General features: G+C 72.2%; 21 protein-coding genes. 17 read left to right on the top strand and 4 right to left on the bottom strand.

Features of this window, described 5'->3' with window-relative positions; all coding sequences use genetic code 11:
• Positions 1-32: 32 nt before the first annotated feature.
• Genes ASC58_RS20740 through ASC58_RS15815 form a run of 7 tightly spaced genes read left to right on the top strand, consistent with a single transcriptional unit; the run spans position 33 to position 6,454 of the window.
• Positions 33-1,982, top strand: coding sequence for a glycoside hydrolase family 3 N-terminal domain-containing protein (locus ASC58_RS20740; RefSeq protein WP_082553374.1), 1,950 nt, complete (start codon positions 33-35; stop codon positions 1,980-1,982).
• A 25-nt stretch (positions 1,983-2,007) separates the two neighbouring features.
• Positions 2,008-2,229, top strand: a complete 222-nt coding sequence (locus ASC58_RS15840) for a DUF3046 domain-containing protein (RefSeq protein WP_056917694.1) — start codon at positions 2,008-2,010, stop codon at positions 2,227-2,229.
• A complete protein-coding gene (locus ASC58_RS15835) occupies positions 2,226-3,266 on the top strand; it encodes a nitronate monooxygenase family protein (protein WP_235529271.1) in 1,041 nt (346 codons plus the stop codon). The genes ASC58_RS15840 and ASC58_RS15835 overlap by 4 nt, the downstream gene beginning before the upstream one ends.
• 33 nt (positions 3,267-3,299) lie before the next feature.
• The gene (locus ASC58_RS15830; RefSeq protein ID WP_056919982.1) at positions 3,300-4,235 is read left to right on the top strand and encodes an ABC transporter ATP-binding protein; all 936 of its coding nucleotides are present in this window, start codon (positions 3,300-3,302) and stop codon (positions 4,233-4,235) included.
• Positions 4,235-5,080 carry an ABC transporter permease gene (locus ASC58_RS15825; RefSeq protein ID WP_056919981.1) on the top strand — a complete coding sequence of 282 codons (846 nt, stop codon included), beginning with the start codon at positions 4,235-4,237 and terminating at the stop codon, positions 5,078-5,080. The genes ASC58_RS15830 and ASC58_RS15825 overlap by 1 nt, the downstream gene beginning before the upstream one ends.
• Positions 5,077-5,931 carry an ABC transporter permease gene (locus tag ASC58_RS15820; RefSeq protein ID WP_056917691.1) on the top strand — a complete coding sequence of 285 codons (855 nt, stop codon included), beginning with the start codon at positions 5,077-5,079 and terminating at the stop codon, positions 5,929-5,931. The genes ASC58_RS15825 and ASC58_RS15820 overlap by 4 nt, the downstream gene beginning before the upstream one ends.
• Positions 5,932-5,986: 55 nt before the next feature.
• Positions 5,987-6,454, top strand: a complete 468-nt coding sequence (locus tag ASC58_RS15815) for a GNAT family N-acetyltransferase (protein WP_056919980.1) — start codon at positions 5,987-5,989, stop codon at positions 6,452-6,454.
• On the opposite strand, the gene ASC58_RS21415 is transcribed toward ASC58_RS15815, so the two are convergent.
• Both ASC58_RS21415 and ASC58_RS15805 read right to left on the bottom strand, forming a co-directional pair.
• On the bottom strand, positions 6,451-8,910 hold the full coding sequence (locus ASC58_RS21415) for a caspase family protein (RefSeq protein ID WP_056919979.1): 2,460 nt from the start codon (positions 8,908-8,910) through the stop codon (positions 6,451-6,453). The two genes, ASC58_RS15815 and ASC58_RS21415, sit on opposite strands and share 4 nt — an antisense overlap.
• Entirely contained in the window at positions 8,886-9,293 is a 408-nt protein-coding gene (locus ASC58_RS15805) for a hypothetical protein (RefSeq protein ID WP_056917688.1), read from the bottom strand. Before ASC58_RS15805 ends, ASC58_RS21415 begins: the two co-directional genes overlap by 25 nt.
• 271 nt (positions 9,294-9,564) lie before the next feature.
• On the opposite strand from ASC58_RS15805, the gene recA reads away from it, so the two are divergent.
• The 7 genes from recA (at position 9,565) to dapF (ending at position 16,199) form a co-directional block, all read left to right on the top strand.
• The gene (gene recA / locus ASC58_RS15800; protein ID WP_056917884.1) at positions 9,565-10,626 is read left to right on the top strand and encodes a recombinase RecA; all 1,062 of its coding nucleotides are present in this window, start codon (positions 9,565-9,567) and stop codon (positions 10,624-10,626) included.
• Positions 10,627-10,659: 33 nt separating this feature from the next.
• Positions 10,660-11,307 carry a regulatory protein RecX gene (locus ASC58_RS15795; RefSeq protein WP_056919978.1) on the top strand — a complete coding sequence of 216 codons (648 nt, stop codon included), beginning with the start codon at positions 10,660-10,662 and terminating at the stop codon, positions 11,305-11,307.
• A gap of 56 nt (positions 11,308-11,363) precedes the next feature.
• Positions 11,364-12,152 (top strand): YoaK family protein, encoded by a 789-nt coding sequence (locus ASC58_RS15790; protein ID WP_235529270.1) that lies wholly within the window; start codon positions 11,364-11,366, stop codon positions 12,150-12,152.
• Between the two features lie 97 nt (positions 12,153-12,249).
• The gene (gene miaB, locus ASC58_RS15785; RefSeq protein ID WP_056919977.1) at positions 12,250-13,773 is read left to right on the top strand and encodes a tRNA (N6-isopentenyl adenosine(37)-C2)-methylthiotransferase MiaB; all 1,524 of its coding nucleotides are present in this window, start codon (positions 12,250-12,252) and stop codon (positions 13,771-13,773) included.
• 21 nt (positions 13,774-13,794) lie between these two features.
• Entirely contained in the window at positions 13,795-14,391 is a 597-nt protein-coding gene (gene def, locus ASC58_RS15780) for a peptide deformylase (RefSeq protein ID WP_056917685.1), read from the top strand.
• A 10-nt stretch (positions 14,392-14,401) separates the two neighbouring features.
• Complete coding sequence (gene miaA, locus ASC58_RS15775) at positions 14,402-15,343, top strand: tRNA (adenosine(37)-N6)-dimethylallyltransferase MiaA (RefSeq protein WP_056919976.1); 942 nt, start codon at positions 14,402-14,404, stop codon at positions 15,341-15,343.
• Positions 15,336-16,199 (top strand): diaminopimelate epimerase, encoded by an 864-nt coding sequence (gene dapF / locus ASC58_RS15770; RefSeq protein ID WP_056920120.1) that lies wholly within the window; start codon positions 15,336-15,338, stop codon positions 16,197-16,199. Before miaA ends, dapF begins: the two co-directional genes overlap by 8 nt.
• A gap of 51 nt (positions 16,200-16,250) precedes the next feature.
• On the opposite strand, the gene ASC58_RS15765 is transcribed toward dapF, so the two are convergent.
• Positions 16,251-16,868 (bottom strand): class I SAM-dependent methyltransferase, encoded by a 618-nt coding sequence (locus ASC58_RS15765; RefSeq protein WP_056919975.1) that lies wholly within the window; start codon positions 16,866-16,868, stop codon positions 16,251-16,253.
• 84 nt (positions 16,869-16,952) lie between these two features.
• Between ASC58_RS15765 and hflX the strand changes: the two genes are divergently transcribed.
• The 3 genes from hflX to ASC58_RS15750 are packed head-to-tail and all read left to right on the top strand — an operon-like array spanning position 16,953 to position 19,804.
• On the top strand, positions 16,953-18,404 hold the full coding sequence (hflX, locus tag ASC58_RS15760) for a GTPase HflX (protein ID WP_056917682.1): 1,452 nt from the start codon (positions 16,953-16,955) through the stop codon (positions 18,402-18,404).
• Between the two features lie 13 nt (positions 18,405-18,417).
• On the top strand, positions 18,418-18,906 hold the full coding sequence (locus tag ASC58_RS15755) for a GNAT family N-acetyltransferase (RefSeq protein ID WP_056919974.1): 489 nt from the start codon (positions 18,418-18,420) through the stop codon (positions 18,904-18,906).
• 22 nt (positions 18,907-18,928) lie between these two features.
• Positions 18,929-19,804, top strand: coding sequence for an SDR family oxidoreductase (locus ASC58_RS15750; RefSeq protein ID WP_056917680.1), 876 nt, complete (start codon positions 18,929-18,931; stop codon positions 19,802-19,804).
• A 96-nt stretch (positions 19,805-19,900) separates the two neighbouring features.
• On the opposite strand, the gene ASC58_RS15745 is transcribed toward ASC58_RS15750, so the two are convergent.
• Positions 19,901-22,528 (bottom strand): RNA helicase, encoded by a 2,628-nt coding sequence (locus ASC58_RS15745; RefSeq protein ID WP_082553373.1) that lies wholly within the window; start codon positions 22,526-22,528, stop codon positions 19,901-19,903.
• Positions 22,529-22,589: the final 61 nt, after the last annotated feature.

Here is a 22,589-nt window from a genome sequence, read left to right as displayed (position 1 = left end):
GTCCTACTGTGTATGGCGAGCGGTCGCCATACGTGACCGAGGACGAGGGGGACGGCATGCGGGTGCGGCGCACGGCGACGGTGCTGGTTGCGGGTGTGGTGAGCGGCGTGGTGGCGCTGGCGGGAAGCGGTCCGGCCACGGCTGCGACGGTGCCGACGCGCTCGGCACCGGCCCAGGAGGTCTTCGCCCGGATGACCACGGCCCAACGGGTGGGTCAGCTGTTCATGGTCGGGACGCCCGCCACGGGGGTCAGCTCGGCAGTCTCCTCGGCCATCGCGAACCAGCACGTGGGCTCGGTCATCCTCACCGGGCGCAGCACGGCCGGCGTCACGGCCACGAGGTCCGTCACCAACGCCCTGCAGTCGCGGGCCACCGCTGCAGCCACGGCCGGGGTTCCGCTCGCCGTCGCCACCGACCAGGAGGGCGGTCTCGTGCAGGTGCTCAAGGGCACCGGGTTCTCCGCGATGCCCAGCGCCCTGGACCAGGGCCGCTCGACCGCGACGGCTCTCAAGGCCTCGGCGACGACCTGGGGGCGGCAGCTCGCCTCGGCAGGCGTCAACGTGAACCTGGGGCCGGTCGCCGACACGGTCCCGAGCGCGGCGTTCGCCCCGCACAACGCCCCCATCGGCGCGTTCGACCGCGAGTACGGCTACACCCCGGCGACGGTGGGCTCCCACGCGGCCGCGTTCGCAGCGGGGATGCGTGCTGCCGGGGTGATGCCGACGGCGAAGCACTTCCCCGGTCTCGGCCGGGTCACCGCCAACACGGACACGACCGCGAACGTGAAGGACACGACGACGACACGCACCGATCCGTACGTCGCGCCGTTCCGCACCACCGCCGCGGGTGGGGCCGAGTTCCTCATGACCTCCTCGGCGATCTACACCAGGATCGACGCCAGCCGGCCCGCGGTGTTCTCGCCCACGGTCGTCACGGGCATGGTGCGCCACGACCTGGGATTCGAGGGCGTCGTGATCTCCGACGACCTCGGGCACGCCCAGGCGGTGGGTGCCTGGACCCTGGGGCAGCGGGCGGTCGACTTCATCCTGGCCGGCGGCGACATGGTGCTCACCATCGATGCCGCCCAGGCCCCCGCGATGGTGTCGGCGGTGCTGGCCAGGACGTCGTCGGACGCCTCCTTCCGGGCACTGGTGGACACGGCGGCACTGAGGGTCCTCACGGTCAAGCAGCGGATGGGCCTGCTGCGCCCCACCGGGGCGGTCCGGGCGACCGACGTCGACGAGGACGCCGGCTCGGACGTCGTCGGGCGGGCCACGGACGGCTCGCTGCGCCTGCTCCGCGGCGACGACCGTGGGGGCTGGAAGGCCGTGACGGCACCGGCCGCGCCGTCGTTCGCCGCCGCCGACCTCGTGCTGAGCGCGGGTGACCTCGACGGCGACGGCCACACCGACCTGCTGGCACGGCGTTCGTCCGACGGTGCACTCCTGTTCCACCGGGGCACGGGACGGGGCGGCTTCGGCTCCGGCACGGTCATCGGCACGGGGTGGAGCAGCCTCACGGCGATCGTCGCGCCCGGTGACGTCAGTGGCGACGGCCGTCCCGACCTGCTGGCCCGCGACGTCTCCGGCGCCCTGCGCCTCTATCGCTTCGGTACGGGCGCCAGGTTCCTGCCCGGGACCACCGTCATCGGCACGGGGTGGGGCGGCCTGGACCGCATCCTCGCCGTGGGTGACTTCGACCGTGACGGCCACGCCGACCTCGTGGCACGGCTCGCCTCCGACGGCGGCCTCCGGCTCTACCGGGGGACAGGGGCGAGCGGGTTCCACTCCGCGGTGACCATCGGCAGCGGCTGGGGTGGCTTCGACACCGTCGTCGGTCCCGGGGACCTCGACGGGGACGGCCTCTCCGACATGCTCGCACGCCGGCCCTCGGGCGCCCTCAGCCTCTACCGCGGCACGAGGTCGGGACTGCGGCCGGGCACGCCGGCAGGGACCGCCGCGGGGCTGGCCCTCTTCGGCTGACGGCGGGGGTGCCTAGACTCGCGACGTGCGACTGAGCAAGTTCTGGGACCTGATGAACGACGAGTTCGGCGAGGGCTACGCCAGCTCCCTCGCCCGGCACCACGTGCTGGGCGTGCTCGGTGACCGCACGGCGCTCGAGGCGATCGAGGCGGGCGAGAGCCCGCGCAACGTCTGGGCGGCGATCTGCGACGCCATGGACGTGCCCGAGGCGCGTCGCCTCGGGGTGGAGCGGAAGCCCGCGCGGTGACGTCCGGGCGCACCGCGGTCGGGCCGCTCGTCCTCGCCCCCATGGCGGGCGGGCCGAGCACGGTGGCCCTCGCCGCGGCCGCCGCAGAGGGCGGCGTGTTCCCGTTCCTCGCCGGGGCCTACCTCGCTCCCGACCGCCTCGCCACCGACCTCGACGAGCTGCGCGACGCGTCGCCGCACCCGTTCGGGGTCAACGTCTTCGCGCCGTCCCCCGACCATCCCTCGATGCTCGAGGACGCCCACCGGTATGCCGCGCTGCTCGCTCCGTGGGCCGCCTCCGCCGGGGTGCGGCTGGGGGTGCCGCGGTACGACGACGACGCCTTCGCGGCGAAGGTCGACCTCCTCGTCGAGGCGGCCCCGGCGGTCGTGAGCTTCGCGTTCGGGTGGCCACCGGCCGAGGTGGTCGAGCGGCTGCAGGCGGTCGGCACGTTGGTGTGGGTGACCGTGAACGACCCCGCCGAGGCGGACTGGGCCCGCGAGCTCGGGGTCGACGGCCTCGTCGCGCAGGGCTGGGAGGCCGGGGGCCACCGAGGTGGGCCGGTCGACACCGGCGAGCCGCAGCCCCCGGTCCGCGACCTCGTGACAGCCCTGGTGGCCCGGACCGACCTGCCCGTCGTCGCGACGGGAGGGGTGGTCGACGGCCGCGGCGCGGCCGACCTGCTGGCCCTGGGCGCATCCGCGGTGGCCCTGGGCACTGCGTTCCTCGCCTGCCCGGAAGCGGGTACGGCGCCGGTTCATGTGCACGCCCTGACCCACCGCGACGGCACCGTGGTCACGCGGGCGTTCACCGGTCGCAGCGCACGGGCCCTCGCCACCACGTGGACGGACCTGTTCACCGAGGCCGCCCCCGCGGCATACCCGCACGTGCACCACGTGACCGCACCGTTGCGGGCGCACGGGAAGGCGACGGGGGAGGCGGAGCTCGTCCACCTGTGGGCGGGCACCGGGCACCGGCAGGTCCGGCCGCTGCCGGCGGCCGAGCTGGCTCGCACCCTCGTCGCCGAGCTCGAAGGGGCGCGCGACCCGAAAACCCGGTGAGCGGTGTCGGGGGACCTCGCTAGGTTGGGGCGAGTGAGTGGTGACGACGAGATCCTGCTGCGGGCGCGAGGGCTGACCAAGACGTTCGGGGACTTCACGGCGGTCGACGGGATCGACTTCGCGGTGCGCAAGGGGGAGTGCTTCGGGTTCCTCGGCCCGAACGGTGCCGGCAAGAGCTCGACGATGCGCATGGTCGGCTGCGTCTCGCCGGTGACCAGCGGTGAGCTGAGGCTGTTCGACCTCGACCCGGCCACGGACGGTCCGGCGATCCGCGCTCGCCTCGGCAGCTGCCCGCAGCGCGACACCCTCGACGAGGAGCTCACCGTCCAGGAGAACCTCTGGATCTACGGGCGGTACTTCGGCCTGTCCCGCAAGGAGGTCCGGTCTCGCGCGACCGAGCTGCTCGACTTCGCCCAGCTCACCGAGCGGGCCGGTGACAAGGTCGAACCGCTCTCCGGCGGCATGAAGCGCCGACTCACCATCGCGCGCTCCCTCATCAACTCACCCGAGATCCTGCTGCTCGACGAGCCGACCACCGGGCTCGATCCCCAGGCCCGACACGTGTTGTGGGACAGGCTGTTCCGGCTCAAGCGGTCGGGGGTGACGCTCGTCCTCACGACCCACTACATGGACGAAGCGGAGCAGCTGTGCGACCGCCTCGTCGTCATGGACCACGGTCGGATCGTCGCCGAGGGGTCGCCGCGCCAGCTCATCGACCAGCACTCGACCCGCGAGGTGCTCGAGCTGCGGTTCGACGCCGACGACCACCACGGCCACGCCGACGCGGTCGCGGGGATCGGCGACCGGGTCGAGGTGCTGCCCGACCGGTTGCTCGTCTACGCCGACGACGGTGATGCCGCTGCCGCCCAGGTGCACGCCCGCGGCGTCCAGCCGCTCTCGTCCCTGGTCCGGCGCTCGACCCTCGAGGACGTGTTCCTCACCCTGACCGGGCGGACGCTGGTGGACTGATGGCACTCGACGACCCGGTGACCCGTGACGACGCGCTCAGCCGCTCCACCCGCGGCCTGCGCGAACCCCTGTCGGCGACCGAGCGCGTCCTCGCCGTCGTCGGCTACCACGCGACCGTCTACTCGCGGACGTGGCGCGGCAGCATCATCTCCCGGCTCCTGTCGCCCGTGCTCTTCATGCTGTCCATGGGCATCGGTCTGGGCGCGCTGGTCGACGACCGGGCCGGGGGCATCGACGGCCACCCCTACCTGCACTTCGTCGTCCCGGGCATCGTCGCCACGCAGACGATGTGGGTGGCGTGGAGCGAGTCGAGCTACCAGGTCCTCGGCTACATCAAGTGGAACATGGGGTACCACGCGCAGCTGGCGACGCCGCTGCGCGTGCGTGACGTCCTGGCCGGCCACTTCCTCGCGATCACCGGTCACCTGGTGGTGGCGACGACGCTGTTCATGGCGGTGGCCGCGCTGTTCGGCGGGTTCGACTCCTGGTGGGCGGTGGGGTGCCTGCCGATCGGGGTGCTCACCGGGTTGGCCTTCACGACACCGATCTTCGCGTTCACGGCGACCCAGGAGGGTGACAACGGCTTCAACATCCTCTACCGCTGGATCATCACCCCCCTCATGCTCTTCTCCGGCACGTTCTTCCCCGTCGACCAGCTCCCGGGGTGGATGCAGCCGGTCGCCTGGGTGACGCCGCTGTGGCACGGCGTCGAGGCCTGCCGGGCGGTGGCCGGGGGCTCGGTCGCGGTCCTGCCGTTCGTGGGCCACCTGCTCGTGCTGCTCGCGTATGCCGCCGCGGGCTGGCTCCTCGCCGAACGCACCTTCACGCGGAGGTTGGCCTCATGACGACGACGCGCACGACCCGACCCGCGCGACCCGGCGGCCGTCCCGGAGGTGTCGGGCGGCTGGCCCGCGCGCTGCCCATGCCCGCGGGTGCGGGACTCGCGCGGATGCTCGTCGAGCGCAACATCACCTCGTTCCGACACGGTTGGATCGCGCTCGTCACCGGCTTCGCCGAGCCCGTGTTCTACCTGTTCTCCCTCGGCATCGGCATCGGCGCCCTGGTCCGCACCGTGACGACCGACTCGGGGATGACCGTCACCTACCCGCAGTTCGTCGCCCCGGCCCTGCTGGCCGCCTCGGCGATGAACGGAGCGGTCATGGACTCGACGTTCAACGTCTTCTTCAAGCTCAAGTACGCCAAGCTCTACGACGCAGTCCTCGCCACGCCCATGGGGCCGCGGGACGTCGCCGTGGGCGAGATCAGCTGGTCGCTCATCCGCGGCGGGATGTACTCCGCCGCGTTCCTCGTCGTGGCCCTCCTCGCCGGTGCGGTGCGGTCGTGGTGGGCCCTGCTCGCCCTGCCGGCCGCGATCTTCATCGGCTTCGCGTTCGCGGCCGTGGGGATGTTCGCGACGACGTTCATGCGCTCGTGGGTCGACTTCGACTACATCACCCTGGCGATCCAGCCGATGTTCCTGTTCTCGGCGACCTTCTTCCCCCTGTCGACCTATCCCGACGCCCTGCAGTGGTTCGTGCGCCTCACCCCGCTCTACCACGGGGTCGCGCTGGAGCGCGCCCTCATGCTGGGCGACGTCGGCTGGGGCGTGCTGGCCCACGTCGGCTACCTCGTGGTCCTCGGGGTCCTCGGTGTCGTGGGGGCCTCCCGGCGGCTCGAGCGCCTGCTGCTGTCCTGAGCTCGTCACGGGAGGGCGGCCTCGCGGGGCCGACCTCGACGCCTAGCATCGGCGCATGGACGAACCCGTGGACCAGGCCTCGGACGTGGTGCGTTCGGCGCCCTTCGCCGACCTCGACCCGCTGACGGCCTACGGGCTGTGGGCCCTGCGCTCGGAGGTCTTCGTCGTCGAGCAGGACTGTCCCTACCTCGACCTCGACGGCCGCGACCTCGCGCCCCGCACGCGTCACCTCTGGATCGACCGGGCCGGTGCACCGGTGGCGACCCTGCGGGTGCTCGACGACGAGGCCGACGGTGGCGCCCTGCGCATCGGCAGGGTGGCGACGGCCCGCGCCTGGCGCGGCCGCGGCCTCGCCGCCCGTCTCGTCACTGCAGTCCTGGACGGGGCGGGGGAGCGGGACGTGGTGCTCGACGCCCAGTCCCACCTCGTCGACTGGTATGCCGCCTTCGGGTTCGTGCCGAGCGGGCGAGGGTTCGTCGAGGACGGCATCCCGCACACGCCGATGCGGCGGGTCGGCGGCTAGTCCGGAGGTCGGTCCTGCTCGTGGTTCTCGACCGGACGGTCTTCGCCTCCCGGGCGGACGGCCACCGCGATGACCACGAAGGCGGCGAGGGCGAGCAGGGCGTACGGCACCCCATACAGCGGGAAGCCCCCGCGCCTGAGCAGGCGCCAGTAGGCGACGACCGTGCCGGCGGCCGCGAACGACCAGCCGACCAGCAGGAGGCGGCCCAGCACGCTGGGCCGCACCACGGTGGTCAGCAGTGGGGCGAGCACGACGAGGACGGTCATCTCGATGTCGTGGGCGGCGTTCCCCGGCTGGGAGCTGCCCACGTTCGCCGCGGCCACCCGCACGAAGGGGACGGCTGCGAGGAGCCCGACCACCCCCGTCAGGGCGGCGCTGCTCCACGCGGGCGGCGCCACCACCAGGGAGTGCTCGCGGCGGAGGATGACGAGGGCCCCGGCCCCGACGACCACGAGGCCGATGAGGCCGCCGAACTCGAGGAAGAACCCTGCACCGAGGTTGGCGGTGCCCTCGGCGTGCCAGATGCGAGGCAGGTCCCACACGCCCCAGAGGGCAGCCGTCGCCGCCCCGGTGACCAGGGCAGGTCCGACGTGTGTCCACCGGTGCAGCCGCAGGGTGAGGATGCCGCCGGCCAGGCCGACGAAGCCGGGGAACAACCAGGCCCACACGAGGTCGGGCTCCACCAGGGCCTGCGTACCACCAGTGAACCGCACCGCGAAGGTCGCGACGATGGCGCTCCCCGAGCTCACGACCGCTGCGCGTCCGACGGCCCGAGCCCGCGGCGACGCGGCAGCCGGGGACGGCCCCGTTCCTGCGCTGTCAGGGGCGCGGAGTCGACCCAGGAGCGCCGTCACCCCCGCGGCCAGGGTCGTCAGGCAGCCCGCGAGGGCGACCCAGATCCCGACGTCGACCTCGCTCGACCCCAGGTCGGAGGACGCGTCGAGGATCATCACCAGGGTGACCCCCGCAGCAACCGCTGCGGCTGACACCACCCAGCGCCAGGGCGCGAAGAGTGCGCGGAGGTACAGGGTGCCGAGCGCCACGACGACGCAGACAGCGCCCACGACCAGGAGGACCGTGGACAGCCGCGGGTCGAACGCGTGCGCGTCGTCGCCACGGACGAAGTACGGCAGGAGGGCGGAGAGCAGCGTCAGGGCGCCACCGGTGAGGGTCGTCCGACCGGCCGAGACCCGCTGGCGGGCCGCGCGTGGGTCGTGCGCCGCCGACCCCGACGACTCCGCGACCGACCCGGTGACCACTGGCGTGACCGACCCGGTGACCACTGGCGTGGCGGACGGGGTGGCCAAGGGGGCGGGCGACGGGGTGGCCCGGGCGGTGGCGGTGCGCCCCTCCGTCCGTGGAGCGGCGGGGGCCCGTGCCGGGGTGGCCGGGGGCGCGGTGTCCTCGGGTCGGGAGTCGTCCCGCGGCGGGGGCTCAGCCACGGTCTCGGTCACAGGCGTCGGCACCGTCGGGTGACCCGGGTCGAGCGCGGCGCGGGCCGCGTCGGCCACGTAGGACGTGTCGGAGCGCGCGATGTCCTCCAGCGCCTCGCGCGCACCCAGGGAGACCCCCGGGTCGACGTTCGCGAGGCGCGCCCGCAGCTCACCGACCGCTCCCAGCCGGGTGTACATGTTGTCGTCCTCCACGGCCGCCCGGAGGTCTGGTGGCAGCGGGACCGCCCGGACCCGCTTGCGCCGGCTCCTCGCGACGTAGAGCTCGCCCTGGAGCTCGATGTCCCGGCTGGGCGTCTGGTTCGGGTTCTGCGCTCGGACCTGGTCGAACACGTAGTCGTAGAGCTCGTTCAGCGAGACCAGACCGTCCTCGTCCCGGTCGGCGGCACCGGTGCTGAGGCCCTGGACCAGCGCGGCGGTGAACACCGACGGCTGGACCTGGTCGTCGGTGGCCAGCGCGCTGCCCTCGAAGGCGTACTCCATCGCGCTGGACGCGGTGATGACCGCGCGGCCGCGGCCGCCGCCCAGCTTCCCGGCGGGGAAGCTGTCGAGCACGTTCGCCGGGCCGGCGGCCCGGACCGCGACCCCTTCCCCGAAGGCGCCGCCGTAGCAGCAGTCGAGGAACAGCACGATGCTGCGAGCCCTGGATCCCCGCATGCACCGCTGGACGAAGTCGGCGGAGACGGCGGTGGACGCCAGCCGGTCCGGGCGGGTGTTGGTGGCGGCGAGGAACAGCTCCCCGGAGTCGCTCTTGAGTCCGTGGCCGGAGAAGTGCAGGAGGAGCAGGTCCTCGGGCCGTCCTTCCGCGAACAGGTCCTCCACCCGGGCCTGCACGGTGTGGGAGGGCGCGTTGTGCACGACGCGGACCTCGAACCCCCCGACCTGGGGATCGCCCAGCACGGCGGCCAGCGCCTCCGCGTCCGCCGCGGGGGCCTGCAACCGGCTCAGCCCGGTGTGCTCGAACTCGTCGCTCGCGACGATCAGGGCGGTGCGTCGGCCGTCCACGACGGCGCCTTCCCTGCGTGGCGGGCCAGGAAGAGGGAGACCAGCCGGTCGTTCTCGGCCGGGGTCGCACCGGACAGCTCGAGGACGTCACCCTCGAGCTCGAGGTGGATGCTGCGCGGCGCCTCGTGACCGCGGTCGAGCCAGGCCCGGACCGCCGCGACCAGGGCGGTGAGGCCGCCGGACCCCATGAGGGCCACGACGAGGGTGCTCACGGTGGGGGCGTCGACACCGCGGGCGCCGGGAGGAGCGTGCTGCGACGGGCCGGGGCGCACGTCCGCGCCGTCGAGCTGCCCGAGCTCGTCACGCAGCAGCCGGGCGAGCTGGTCGAGACGGGTCCGGTCGGACCCGGCTTCGGCCAGCGTCAGGTGCACCGTGGGCTCCATCGGCCCGCCTCCTGGCTCGTGTTCCCTGCACCACCGATGCTACTGCTGCCGACCCGCGGCGTGTCGCGCGTGTCGTGTCGGACTTCGAACAGATGTTCGGTATGTTCGTCCACAGGTGGAACCCCCGCAGGACCACCGTCCACAGGCCGCAGACCGGCCCGGGACGGCTGTCGGTGGAGACACCTAGCGTCTGACCCGACAGCAGCTGACAGCGACCGGGTCGAAGGCAGGCGCGCCCGACTCGACATGGAAAGAAGGAACGGTGGCCAAGATGTCCGGTGGCAACACTGCAACAGTGGACCAGAAGGCGAAGTCGCTCGACTCCGTCATGGGGCAGATCGAGAAGAACTTCGGCAAGGGCGCCGTGATGCGCCTCGGTGACGACGTCCGTCCGCCCATCGACGTGATCCCCACGGGGTCGATCGCGCTCGACGTGGCCCTCGGTATCGGCGGGCTCCCGCGCGGTCGGGTCGTGGAGATCTACGGGCCGGAGTCCTCCGGCAAGACGACCGTCGCCCTGCACGCCGTGGCCAGTGCCCAGCGAGCCGGTGGCATCGCGGCGTTCATCGACGCCGAGCACGCCCTCGACCCCGACTACGCCAAGAAGCTCGGTGTCGACACCGACGCCCTCCTCGTCAGCCAGCCCGACACGGGCGAGCAGGCGCTCGAGATCGCCGACATGCTGATCCGCTCCGGCGCCATCGACATCATCGTCATCGACTCGGTCGCAGCCCTCGTGCCGCGCGCCGAGATCGAGGGCGAGATGGGCGACAGCCACGTGGGCCTGCAGGCGCGCCTGATGTCCCAGGCCCTGCGCAAGCTCACCGGTGCCCTGAACACCACCGGCACCACGGCGATCTTCATCAACCAGCTCCGCGAGAAGATCGGCGTCATGTTCGGCTCGCCCGAGACGACCACGGGTGGCAAGGCGCTGAAGTTCTACGCCTCGGTCCGCCTGGACGTCCGTCGCATCGAGACGCTCAAGGACGGCAGCGAGCCCGTCGGCAACCGCACCCGCGTCAAGGTCGTCAAGAACAAGGTGGCCCCGCCGTTCAAGCAGGCCGAGTTCGACATCCTCTACGGGCAGGGCATCTCCCGCGAGGGTGGCCTCATCGACATGGGTGTCGAGCACGGCTTCGTCCGCAAGGCCGGCGCCTGGTACACCTACGAGGGCGACCAGCTCGGCCAGGGCAAGGAGAACGCGCGCCAGTTCCTCAAGGACAACCCCGACCTCGGCAACGAGATCGAGAAGAAGGTCAAGGAGAAGCTCGGCATCGGACCGCAGGTCGACAAGCCTGCCGACGCGATCCCCGAGGTCCCGGTCGAGTTCTGAGCCGCGGCTCACCCGACCGACGACTGAACCCGCATGACTGATCGACACGCTGCGGCAAGGGCTGCCCTCGAGGCCGCCCTTGCCGCAGCGTCGTCCGGCCCGGCAGCACCCGAGCCCGCCCGCCGCCCGCGCCGCTCGAAGGCCTGGCAACCCATCCCCGGTGACCCCGAGAGCGACCTGCAGACACGCGACTCCGAGCCGGATGCCCACGACGTCGCCCGCCAGATCGTGCTGCGGCAGCTGGCCATGGCGCCACGGAGCCGCAAGCAGCTGCGCGACAAGCTCAAGCAGCGGGAGTGCCCCGACGACGTCGCCGAGGCCGTGCTCGACCGGATGACCGAGGTCGGCCTGATCGACGACGAGGCGTTCGCAGGCATGCTGGTGCGGTCGCAGCAGGCCGGTCGTGGACTGGCCAAGCGCGCCCTGGCCCGCGAGCTGCGGACCAAGGGAGTCGACGACGAGACCGCCCGAGCCACGCTCGACGCGATCGACCCGAATGCCGAACGCGACCAGGCCGAGCGCCTCGTCGCCAAGAAGCTGCGCTCCATGCACGGGCTCGACGTGCTCGTGCAGAAGCGCCGGCTGGCCGGGATGCTGGCCCGCAAGGGGTACCCGGCCGACCTGTCGATGGCCGTCATCCGCGACGCCCTGGCGCAGGCGCAGGAGCACCAACGCGACTGAGTGACCAGGTCCTGCGAGTGGGCGGACAGGTCCGCGCACGCACCTAGGCTGCAGTCGTGGAGCCCCTGCCGCACGTCCGGCCGAGCCAAGCTCGGTCGAGCCTGGCTCGGCGTGCCCGGGCCCACCTGGTCGGGGCCGCCGACGCCGCGCGTTCCGAGCAGGCCAACCGCCACCTGGCCAACCTGCTCGCCCTCATCGCGGGCACGCTGAACTCCGTCGGCTTCGTCGCGGTCTCGGTCTACACCTCGCACATGACCGGGCTCACCGCATCGGTGGCGGACCACCTCGTGCTCGGGGCCTACTCGGTGGTCGGGGTGGGGCTGTTGGCGATCGGGTCGTTCGTCCTCGGGGCGATGGCCTGCGCCGTCCTGTTCAACTGGGGCCGTCGTCGCGGGTTGCGGGGGAGGTACGCGAACGTCCTGGTCGTCGAGGCTCTGCTCGTGCTCGTCTTCGGTGGCGCGGCCGACCTGCTGGTGTGGCGCCACCGCACCATGGTGTTCGTGGCCGTGCTCTGCTTCACCATGGGCCTGCAGAACGCCATCATCACCAAGATCTCGCAGGCCCAGATCCGGACCACGCACGTGACCGGCATGGTCACCGACATCGGGATCGAGCTCGGCAAGCTCGTCTACCGCAGCCGGCGCGCCGGGCTGGAGCCGGTGCGGGCCGACCTGTCGAAGCTGTCGATGCTCTCGGTGCTCGTCGGACTGTTCTTCGTCGGCGGGCTCGTCGGTGCAGCGGGCTACCTCGCGATCGGCTTTCCCGTGCTGCTCGTCCCGGCCGTGGTGCTGCTCGCGGTGGCCCTGCCACCCGTCCTGGCCGACCTGCGCCGCATCCGCAGCTGACCGCCCGTCGTCAACCGGCCACCCGGGGAGCCCACGCCGTGGACATGGGGGAGCGCGACGCCCGGGAACGCCGGCACCACGTACCCTTGCCGGTGCGATGACCACACAGACGACGCAGAAGACCTACGACGTGCGCACCCACGGGTGCCAGATGAACGTGCACGACTCCGAGCGCCTCGCCGGCCTGCTCGAGACGGCCGGGTACGTCGACGTCAACAGCGTGCCCGCGGGCGACCGCCCCTCCGCCGCGGACGTGGTCGTGTTCAACACCTGCGCCGTGCGCGAGAACGCCGACAACAAGCTGTACGGCAACCTCGGCCAGCTGCGACCCGAGAAGACCGCGAACCCCGACATGCAGATCGCGGTCGGTGGGTGCATGGCCCAGAAGGACCGCGCCACCATCGTCGAGCGGGCGCCCTGGGTGGACGTCGTGTTCGGCACCCACAACATCGGCAGCCTCCCGGCGCTGCTCGAGCGGGCCCGCCACAACCGCGAGGCGCAGGTCGAGATCCTCGAGAGCCTCGAGGTCTTCCCGTCGACGCTGCCGACGCGGCGTGACTCCGCCTACGCCGGCTGGGTCTCGATCTCGGTGGGCTGCAACAACACCTGCACGTTCTGCATCGTCCCGAGCCTGCGCGGCAAGGAGGCCGACCGCCGTCCGGGCGACGTCCTCGCCGAGGTGAAGGCGCTCGTCGAGCAGGGCGTCGTCGAGGTGACCCTGCTCGGCCAGAACGTCAACACCTACGGCGTGGAGTTCGGCGACCGGCTGGCGTTCGGCAAGCTCCTGCGGGCCTGTGGCGAGATCGAGGGCCTGGAGCGGGTGCGCTTCACCAGCCCTCACCCGGCTGCGTTCACCGACGACGTCATCGCCGCGATGGCCGAGACCCCCAACGTCATGCCCAGCCTGCACATGCCCCTGCAGTCGGGGTCCGACCGCGTCCTCAAGGAGATGCGCCGCTCCTACCGCAGCGCCAAGTTCCTCGGCATCCTGGACAAGGTCCGCGCGCAGATCCCGGACGCCGCGATCACCACCGACATCATCGTCGGCTTCCCGGGCGAGACCGAGGCCGACTTCGAGGAGACCCTGCGCGTCGTGCGCGAGTCACGGTTCTCGAGCGCGTTCACGTTCCAGTACTCCATCCGCCCCGGCACACCGGCCGCGACCATGCCCGACCAGCTGCCGAAGGCCGTGGTGCAGGAGCGCTACATGCGCCTGCTCGCCGTGCAGGAGGAGGTCTCCTGGGCGGAGAACCGTCGCCTCGAGGGCCGTGAGGTCGAGGTGCTCGTGGCGACCGGCGAAGGTCGCAAGGACACCGCGACCCACCGCCTCTCCGGCCGTGCACGCGACAACCGCTTGGTCCACTTCGCCGTGCCCGAGGGTGCCGAGCGCCCCCGCCCGGGCGACCTGGTCACCGTCGGGGTCACGTATGGCGCCCCGCACCACCTCGTCGCCGACGCCGCCCTGGAGGGGGGCGCCTGGTCGGTGCGCCGCACCGCCGGTGGCGACGCGTGGGCCGCGCTGCAGGACTCCCCGGTGCCCGGGAAGCCGGCGGTCTCGCTCGGCATGCCCGGCGTCGGCCGACCCGCCGCGGCACCCGCACCCGCACCCGCCTGCGGCTGACGATCTGGAAGACTCCTCCGCATGACGATCCGGCCCATCGTGATCCTCGGGGAGCCCGTGCTCCACCGACGTGCCGAACCCGTGACGGCGTTCGACGCAGACCTCGCCGAGCTCATCTCCGACATGTTCGAGACCATGGACGCCGCGAACGGTGTCGGCCTCGCGGCTCCGCAGATCGGAGTCGGGCTGCGGGTGTTCACCTGGCAGATGGACAACGACGACGACGTCCCGACGCGGGGCGTGATCGTCAACCCGTTCGTCAGCCCGAGCAAGCCGGCCCAGGAGGACCCCGACCCGCACGAGGAGGTGGAGGGCTGCCTCTCGGTACCGGGGGAGAGCTTCCCGCTCAAGCGGGGTGAGCTCGCCACGGTGACCGGGTTCGACGGCGAGGGCAACGAGATCGCGTTCGAGGCCTCGGGATGGTTCGCGCGGTGCATGCAGCACGAGTACGACCACCTCAACGGTTTCCTCTACGTCGACCGGCTCAACGACAAGTGGGGCAAGAAGGCGCGCAAGGCCACGAAGAAGGCCGGCTGGGGCAAGCCCGGCAGCAGCTGGATGCCCGGGGTCGATCCGGACCCCTTCGGCCACGACGCACCCGACGACCACGACCTGTGACGTCGTACCGGTGACGCGACCCCTGGTCGTCGCTGTCGTCGGCGCCACGGCGACCGGCAAGTCCGACCTCGGCCTCGACCTGGCCGAAGCCCTCGGCGGCGAGGTCGTCAACGCGGACGCCAGCCAGCTCTACCGGGGGATGGACATCGGCACGGCCAAGCTGGCTCCGACCGAGCGGCGCGGCATACCCCACCACCAGCTGGACGTCCTCGAGGTGACCGACGAGGCCTCGGTGGCGGCGTACCAGGCGTCGGCGCGCGAGGACCTCGCCGCGATCCAGTCGCGTAGCCACCACCCGGTCGTCGTCGGCGGGTCGGGGCTGTACGTCCGGGCGGCGCTCGACGTCCTCGAGATCCCTCCGACCGATCCGGCAGTGCGCGCGCGGCTCGAGGCGCAAGCGGCAGAGCTCGGTGCCGCCGCGATGGCCGAGCGGCTGCGTGCCGTGGATCCCGTGGCGATGCGACAGATCGAGCCCAACAACGTCCGCCGTATGGTGCGCGCGCTCGAGGTCGTGGAGCTCACCGGACGGCCGTTCTCGGCGACGATGCCGCGGCGTGAGTTCGTGCAGCCCACCGTGGTCGTGGGGCTGAGGGTGGCCCGTCCCGAGCTCGACGCCCGCATCGCCACGCGCGTGGACGCCATGTGGGAGCACGGTCTGCTCGACGAGGTGCGGGACCTCGCCCGGGTCGGGCTCCGGGAGGGTCGGACCGCGTCACGGGCCCTGGGGTACGCCCAGGCCCTCGCCGAGCTCGACGGCCGGCTCGACGGCGCCCAGGCGAGGGAGGAGACCGTCACGCTCACCCGCCGGTTCGCGCGCCGCCAGGAGTCGTGGTTCGGTCCGGACCACCGGATCCACTGGCTCGACGCCGGGATCGCGGACCGCGAGGACCTCACGGCGCGGGCGCTGGCCGCGGTACGGGCGGCGATCAGGGACAATGGTGGGCATGGCTGACCAGACCCCCTTCACCAAGGGACACGGGACCGAGAACGACTTCGTCCTGGTGCCCGACCTCGAGGGGGCCCGCCCGATCACCGCCGAGCAGGCCGCCCGGCTCGCCGACCGCCGCGCCGGCATCGGTGGCGACGGGGTCATCCGGGTGGTCCCGACGTCGTTCGCCTCCGAACCCGAGGTGCTCGAGCAGGCGAGTGCCGCCCGGTGGTTCATGGACTACCGCAACGCCGACGGCAGCATCGCCGAGATGTGCGGCAACGGCACCCGCGTGTTCGCCGCCTACCTGCGTCGCGAAGGCCTGGAGACGGCTGACGAGTTCGCCATCGCGACCCGTGCCGGGGTGAAGGTCGTCCGGTTCGAGCGACCCGACCTCATCGCCGTCGACCTCGGCACGTGGCGCCTCGCCCAGCCGCAGATCGCGGACGCCGAGGGGTTCGACGCCCTGGTGCACCTCGACGGACACGAACCGCTGTCGGCCCTGACGCTCGACCTCGGCAACCCGCACACCGTCGTGGCCCTGCCCGAGGCGGTCGACCTCGACGCGCTCGACCTGTTCCACGGGCCCGTGGTCAACCCGGAGCCGGAGCACGGCACGAACATCGAGTTCGTCCGGCCCATGGGAGCCGGGCACATCCGGATGCGGGTGCATGAGCGCGGGGTCGGGGAGACCCGCTCGTGCGGCACCGGCGCGGCGGCAGCAGCCCTCGCGACCCGTTTCTGGGCCGGCGACCGGGGCGACTCGTGGACGGTCGACGTCCCCGGCGGCCGCCTCCAGGTGCGGATGCTGCCGGACCATCACGTCGAGCTCGCCGGACCGGCGCTGCTCGTGGCCGACGGCACCACCTCACTCGTCTAGCCTCGCCGCTCGGGCAGCCGCGGCCCTGATCGCGTCCGGCGACGGGTGTTCTCAGGCGGTGCGGCGGACCTCGAGGACCCGGAAGCCCTTGTCGAGGGCGAAGCGCCCCACCACATACGCGTCGGCAGGGAGCTGCTCACCGAGCCACTTCTGGAGCGAGTCCGAGCCGAGGTTCTTCTGCACGACGAGGTAGGCGGCGCCGCCCACCGCCAGGCGGGGGAGCCACGTGAGCAGCATGTCGTGCAGGACGGCCTTGCCCACCCGGATCGGTGGGTTGGACCAGATCGCGGCGAACTCCAGGTCGGCGGGCACGTCCCCGGGCCGGCAGGCGTGCACCGAACCGAGGTCCAGCGACGCCGCGGTGGTGCGGAGCAGGTCCAGGGCCCGCTCGTTGACGTCGACGCCGTACACGGTCGCCCCGGGCGACCGCAGGGCCAGGGTCAGGGTGATCGGGCCCCAGCCGCAGCCGAGGTCGAGCAGCGCCCCGGTCGGGGGCGGGGCCGGTGCCTCCCGCAGGAGGACAGCGGTACCCTTGTCGATCCCGTCGGGGCTGAAGATGCCTGCCGCGGTGCGCACGGTGACCTCGCGCCCGGCGAGCTCGACGGTCGTGGAGCGCTGCTGCGCCGCGCTGACCGGCTCGGCGGTGAAGTAGTGGTCGTGGTCGTTCATCGGGGCCAACGCTAGGGCCACCGAGGGGGTGGGGACATAAACGGGTCGCCGCTGCCGTTGAATCGGTGAGACCCTGAGGGAGACATGACACCACGTTCTGACATCTTCGACTTCCGCGCCACCGCGCTCTCCGACGAGGACGACACGCTCGTCACCGGTGAGGAGCACGGCTTCGACGGCGACCAGTACGACCGAGAGGACCGCGCGGCCCTGCGCCGCGTCGCCGGGCTGTCCACCGAGCTCGAGGACGTCACCGAGGTCGAGTACCGCCAGCTGCGCCTCGAGCGCGTCGTGCTCGCCGCCGTGTGGACCGAGGGCTCCGCCGAGGACGCCGACAACTCGTTGCGCGAGCTCGCCGCCCTGGCCGAGACCGCCGGGTCGACGGTGCTCGCCGGCCTCGTCCAGCGCCGCTCCAAGCCCGACACCGGCACCTACCTCGGTTCGGGCAAGGCGATCGAGCTGCGCGACATCGTCATCGCCGAGGGCGCCGACACGGTCATCTGCGACACCGAGCTGACGCCGTCGCAGCGGCGTGCGCTGGAGGACGTGGTCAAGGTCAAGGTCATCGACCGGACGGCCCTGATCCTCGACATCTTCGCCCAGCACGCCAAGTCCAAGGAGGGCAAGGCGCAGGTCGAGCTGGCCCAGCTGCAGTACCTCCTGCCGCGCCTGCGTGGCTGGGGTGAGTCGATGTCCCGCCAGGCCGGTGGCCAGGCGGCAGGCGGCCAGGGCATGGGTTCGCGCGGTCCGGGTGAGACGAAGATCGAGCTCGACCGTCGCCGGATCAACACGCGGATGGCCAAGCTGCGCCGCGAGATCAAGGAGATGAAGACCAGTCGCGACACGCGCCGCCTGAGCCGCAAGGCCCACGAGGTGTCCAGCGTCGCCATCGCCGGGTACACCAACGCCGGCAAGTCCTCGCTGCTCAACCGCCTCACGGGGGCCGGCGTCCTCGTCGAGAACCAGCTGTTCGCCACCCTCGACCCGACGGTCCGTCGTGCCGAGACCGAGGACGGTCGCCTCTACACCCTCGCCGACACGGTGGGCTTCGTCCGGCAGCTGCCGACGCAGCTGGTCGAGGCGTTCCGGTCGACGCTCGAGGAGGTGGCCGATGCCGACCTGCTGCTGCACGTCGTCGACGGCTCGCACCCCGACCCCGAGGGCCAGATCAGCGCCGTGCGGGCGGTCCTCGCCGACGTCGACGCCGCGGACGTCAAGGAGGTCATCGTCGTCAACAAGGCCGATGCCGCCGACCCGGAGGTGCTCGACCGGCTCCGTCGCCACGAGAAGCACTGCATCGTCGTCTCGGCCCGCACGGGTGCCGGGCTCGCCGAGCTGCGTGCCCTCATCGCCGACGAGCTGCCCCGGCCCGACATCGACGTCGAGGTGCTGCTGCCGTACGACCGCGGTGACCTGGTGAGCCGCCTCCACGAGGAGGCCGAGGTGCTCTCCAGCGAGCACACCGAACGCGGCACGCACGTCAAGGCGCGCGTCCACCCCGAGCTCGCGTCCGAGCTCGCGGACTTCGCCGCCTGACGGGGAGCGCGTCGTGCAGGTGCGTGCGGGTGGTCTGGACACCCCGCAGGTGGCGGCGCTGCTCGCTGCCCACGTCGAGGACATGCGGCGATACTCCCCGCCCGAGAGCGTGCACACCCTCGACCTCGACCGCCTGCGCACCCCGGACCTCAGCTTCTGGAGCGTCTGGGAGGGCGACGAGGTGCTCGCGTGCGGGGCGCTGCGCGAGCTCGACCCCCGTCACGGGGAGCTCAAGTCGATGCGGACCGCCCCGGCGCACCGGGGTCGGGGCATCGGTGCCCACGTCCTCGACCACCTCGTTGGTGAGGCCACGGCCCGCGGCTACACCCGGCTCAGTCTCGAGACCGGCTCACCGGAGGAGTTCGCCCCCGCCCGGCGCCTCTACGCCCGCCGCGGTTTCGTCGAGTGCGGCCCGTTCGGCCCGTATGCCGCGGACGACTTCAGCGTGTTCATGACCCTCGACCTGGCTGCCGAGCAGCACCGCTCACCGGACCGCCCCTGATCTGGCGGTCTACGCTCGGGCCATGGCCGACGAGCGATCGCAGCACCCGGAACCGACAGCCGCCGGACGCCTCGGGATCACCGGGGTGACCGGAGCGCTGGGTGGGGCGGTGCTCCAGCGGCTGGCCGGGCAGGGAGAGCGCCTCGTCCTGCTGGCCAGGCGCCCTGACGCAGCCCCCTCCGTGCCGGGCGCCGAGGTCCGTCAGGTGGACTACGCCGACACCCCCGCGGTCCGGGAAGCGCTGTCCGGCATCGACACCCTGCTCATGGTCTCGGCCTCGGAGGACGTCGACCGGCTCGGCCAGCACCGCGCATTCGTCGACGCGGCCGCTGCCGCCGGGGTCCGGCACGTCGTCTACACGTCGTTCCAGGGTGCCGCCGCCGACTGCACCTTCACGCTCGGGCGCGACCACTTCGCGACCGAGGAGGCGATCCGGGCCTCGGGCATGGAGTTCACGTTCCTGCGGGACAGCTTCTACGCCGACTTCCTGCCGCTGATGGCCACCGACGGCGTCATCCGTGGCCCGGCCGGTGACGGACGCGTGGCTGCGGTGGCGCGGGAGGACGTCGCGGACGCAGCCGCCGCGGTGCTGGCAGACCCGACGGCCCACGCGGGCGAGACCTACGACCTCACCGGCCCGGAGGCACTCAGCCTGGCCGAGGCCGCCGAGATCGTCACCGAGGTGACCGGCAACCCCACGCGCTACGTGGACGAGACCATCCCCGAGGCCTACGCGTCGCGCGCGTCCTACGGTGCGCCGGACTGGCAGGTCGACGCCTGGGTGTCGACGTACACCGCGATCGCCCGCGGCGAGGTCGAACAGGTCAGCGACGCGGTCGAACGACTCACCGGGCGGCCGGCGACGAGCCTGCGCGAGCTCCTCACGCGCAGCGGCTGATCCATGCGCCGGTGACCCCGGGTCTGTGAGCGATCCCACGGGTCAGGGCGCGTCGGATCGGTCGAAGGCCGGGGTCGGCGTGGCTGCCGTGTTTCGTCAGAGGCGGCGGAGGGCGGTGGTCAGGACGACCGGTTCGCCGGCCTCGTCCGAGGCGTCGAGGTCGACGGTCGCCTCGATCACCCAGTCGTGGTCGCCCTCGGGGTCCTCGAGCGTCTGGCGGGCCAGCCACAGGCGGTGGTCGCCCTCGGGCTCGTTCTCGCCGGGCGCCGGACCCGTGGCCGGGGAGAGGTGCAGCAGTGCCGGGCCGCGGGCCGCGCCGTCGGTGCCGATGGTGTCGTGCTCGGCGTAGTAGGCGCCCAGCGCCTCGTCCCACGCAGCCTCGTCCATGATCGCGTGACGCGGCGGCTCGGGGATCGACGCCGCAGCCTCTTCCAGGGCGGCGAGGTCGCGGAACCGGTCGCGGGATGCGAGCTCGACGCGGCGGAACATGGCGTTGCGCACCATGACCCGGAAAGCCTTCTCGTTGAACGTGATCGGGCGACTGGCCCGTGTTCCACCATGCGCCGCGAGGCGTTCGAGCTCGTCGAGCCGAGCGTTCGCGTCGGGGTCGGTGAGCGCCTCCCACTCGTCGAGCAGAGAGGAGTCGGTCTGTCGGACGGTCTCACCCAGCCACTCGTGCAGATCCTCGAAGGCCTCGCTGCGGTGTGCCTCGGGGACCGTCTGGCGCAGGGTCCGGTAGGCGTCGGTGAGGTAGCGCAGGACCAGGCCCTCGGACCGGGCGAGCTGGTAGAACGCCACGAACTCCGTGAACGTCATCGCACGCTCGTACATGTCGCGCACGATCGACTTCGGTGACAGCGCCGACTCGGAGACCCACGGGTGGCTCTGCCGGAAGATCTCGAACGTGGCGTCGAGCAGCTCGGCCAGCGGCTTGGGCCACGACACGTCCTCGAGCAGCTGCATCCGCTCCTCGTACTCGACGCCGTCGGCCTTCATCTCACCGACGGCCTCGCCCCGGGCCTTGTACTGCTGCTGCATCAGGATCTGCCGCGGGTCGTCGAGGATCGCCTCGATGACCGACACGATGTCGAGCGCGTGGGTCGGCGACTCGGGGTCGAGGACGTCGAGCGCGGCCAGGGCGAGCGGCGCCAACGGCTGGTTGAGGGCGAAGTCGTCGGCAAGCTCCTCCCGGACGGCGATGGTGCGCCCGTCGGGACCGGGCGGGTCGACGCGGTGGAGCACACCGGTGTCGAGCAGGCTGCGGCCCAACGTGATGGCTCGCCGCGCGAGACGCGCCTGGTTCCGCGGGGACTCGTGGTTGTCGCGGAGCAGCCGGGCGAGGGCCGTGATCGGGTCGCCCGGCCGCTGCACGAGGTTGAGGATCATCGAGTGGTCGACCCGCATGCGGGACACGAGCGGCTCGGGCTCCGCGGCGACGAGCTTGTCGTACGTCTGCTCGGTCCACGACACCTCGCCGTCGGCAGGCTTGCGACGCTGCACCTTGCGTCGCTTCTTGGGGTCGTCGCCGGCCTTGGCGAGGTTCTTCTCGTTCTCGATCACGTGCTCGGGCGCCTGGATGACCACCGATCCACTCGTGTCGAAGCCGGCCCGTCCTGCTCGGCCGGCGATCTGGTGGAACTCGCGCGCCTTGAGGATCCGCTGGCGGGACCCGTCGAACTTCACCAGCCCGGTGAACAGCACGGTCCGGATCGGCACGTTGATGCCGACACCGAGGGTGTCCGTGCCGCAGATGACCTTGAGCAGGCCGTCCTGGGCCAGCTGCTCGACGAGCCGCCGGTACCGCGGCAGCATCCCTGCGTGGTGGACGCCGATCCCCGCGCGGACGAGGCGGGACAGGGTCTTCCCGAACCCCGCCGTGAACCGGAACCCGGCGATCCTCTCGGCGATCGCCTCCTTGTCGGCCTTGAGCGAGGACTTCATCCCGACGAGGGCCTGGGCCTGCTCCAGGGCCGACACCTGGGTGAAGTGGACGATGTAGACCGGCGCCTGGTGGGTGGTCAGGAGCTCCTCGATCGTCTCCGGCAGGGAGGTCATCGCCCAGGAGAAGCTCAGCGGGATGGGCCGCTCGGTCCCGGTGACCAGGGCGGTGGGACGACCGTTGCGCCGCGTCAGGTCCTCGGCGAGCTCGGTCATGTCGCCGAGGGTCGCCGACATGAGCAGGAACTGCGCCTGCGGGAGCTCGAGCAGCGGCACCTGCCAGGCCCAGCCCCGGTCCGGCTCGGCGTAGTAGTGGAACTCGTCCATGACGACCAGGCCGACATCGGCGTCCTTGCCCTCGCGCAGCGCGATGTTGGCGAGGATCTCGGCGGTGCAGCAGATGATGGGGGCGTCGGGGTTCACCGAGGCGTCGCCGGTGAGCATGCCCACCTCGGACGCGCCGAACACCTCGCACAGGGCGAAGAACTTCTCGCTCACCAGGGCCTTGATCGGAGCCGTGTAGAAGCTCACCCGGTCGCCGGCGAGCGCGGCGAAGTGCGCGCCCGTCGCGACGAGCGACTTGCCCGAGCCGGTGGGCGTCGACAGCACGACGTTCTCCCCGGCGAGCAGGGCGATCAGCGCCTCGTCCTGGTGGGGGTAGAGCGGGAGGCCCCGCTGCGTCGCCCACGCCGAGAACGCGTCATACGCCTCGTCGGGGCCGGCTGCGGCGCCATCGAGCAGGTCAGGCAGGGACGGGGTGGTGGCGGCTGCCTGGTCGGTGCTCATCGCCACCATCCTCTCAGGGGGCGCCGCCGGTCGTCCCCACCGTGTCGGGGGCGCGTGCTTG

Source organism: Phycicoccus sp. Root101, assembly GCF_001426245.1.
Taxonomy (GTDB): domain Bacteria; phylum Actinomycetota; class Actinomycetes; order Actinomycetales; family Dermatophilaceae; genus Pedococcus.
This window is presented reverse-complemented; position numbering and strand designations above follow the sequence as displayed.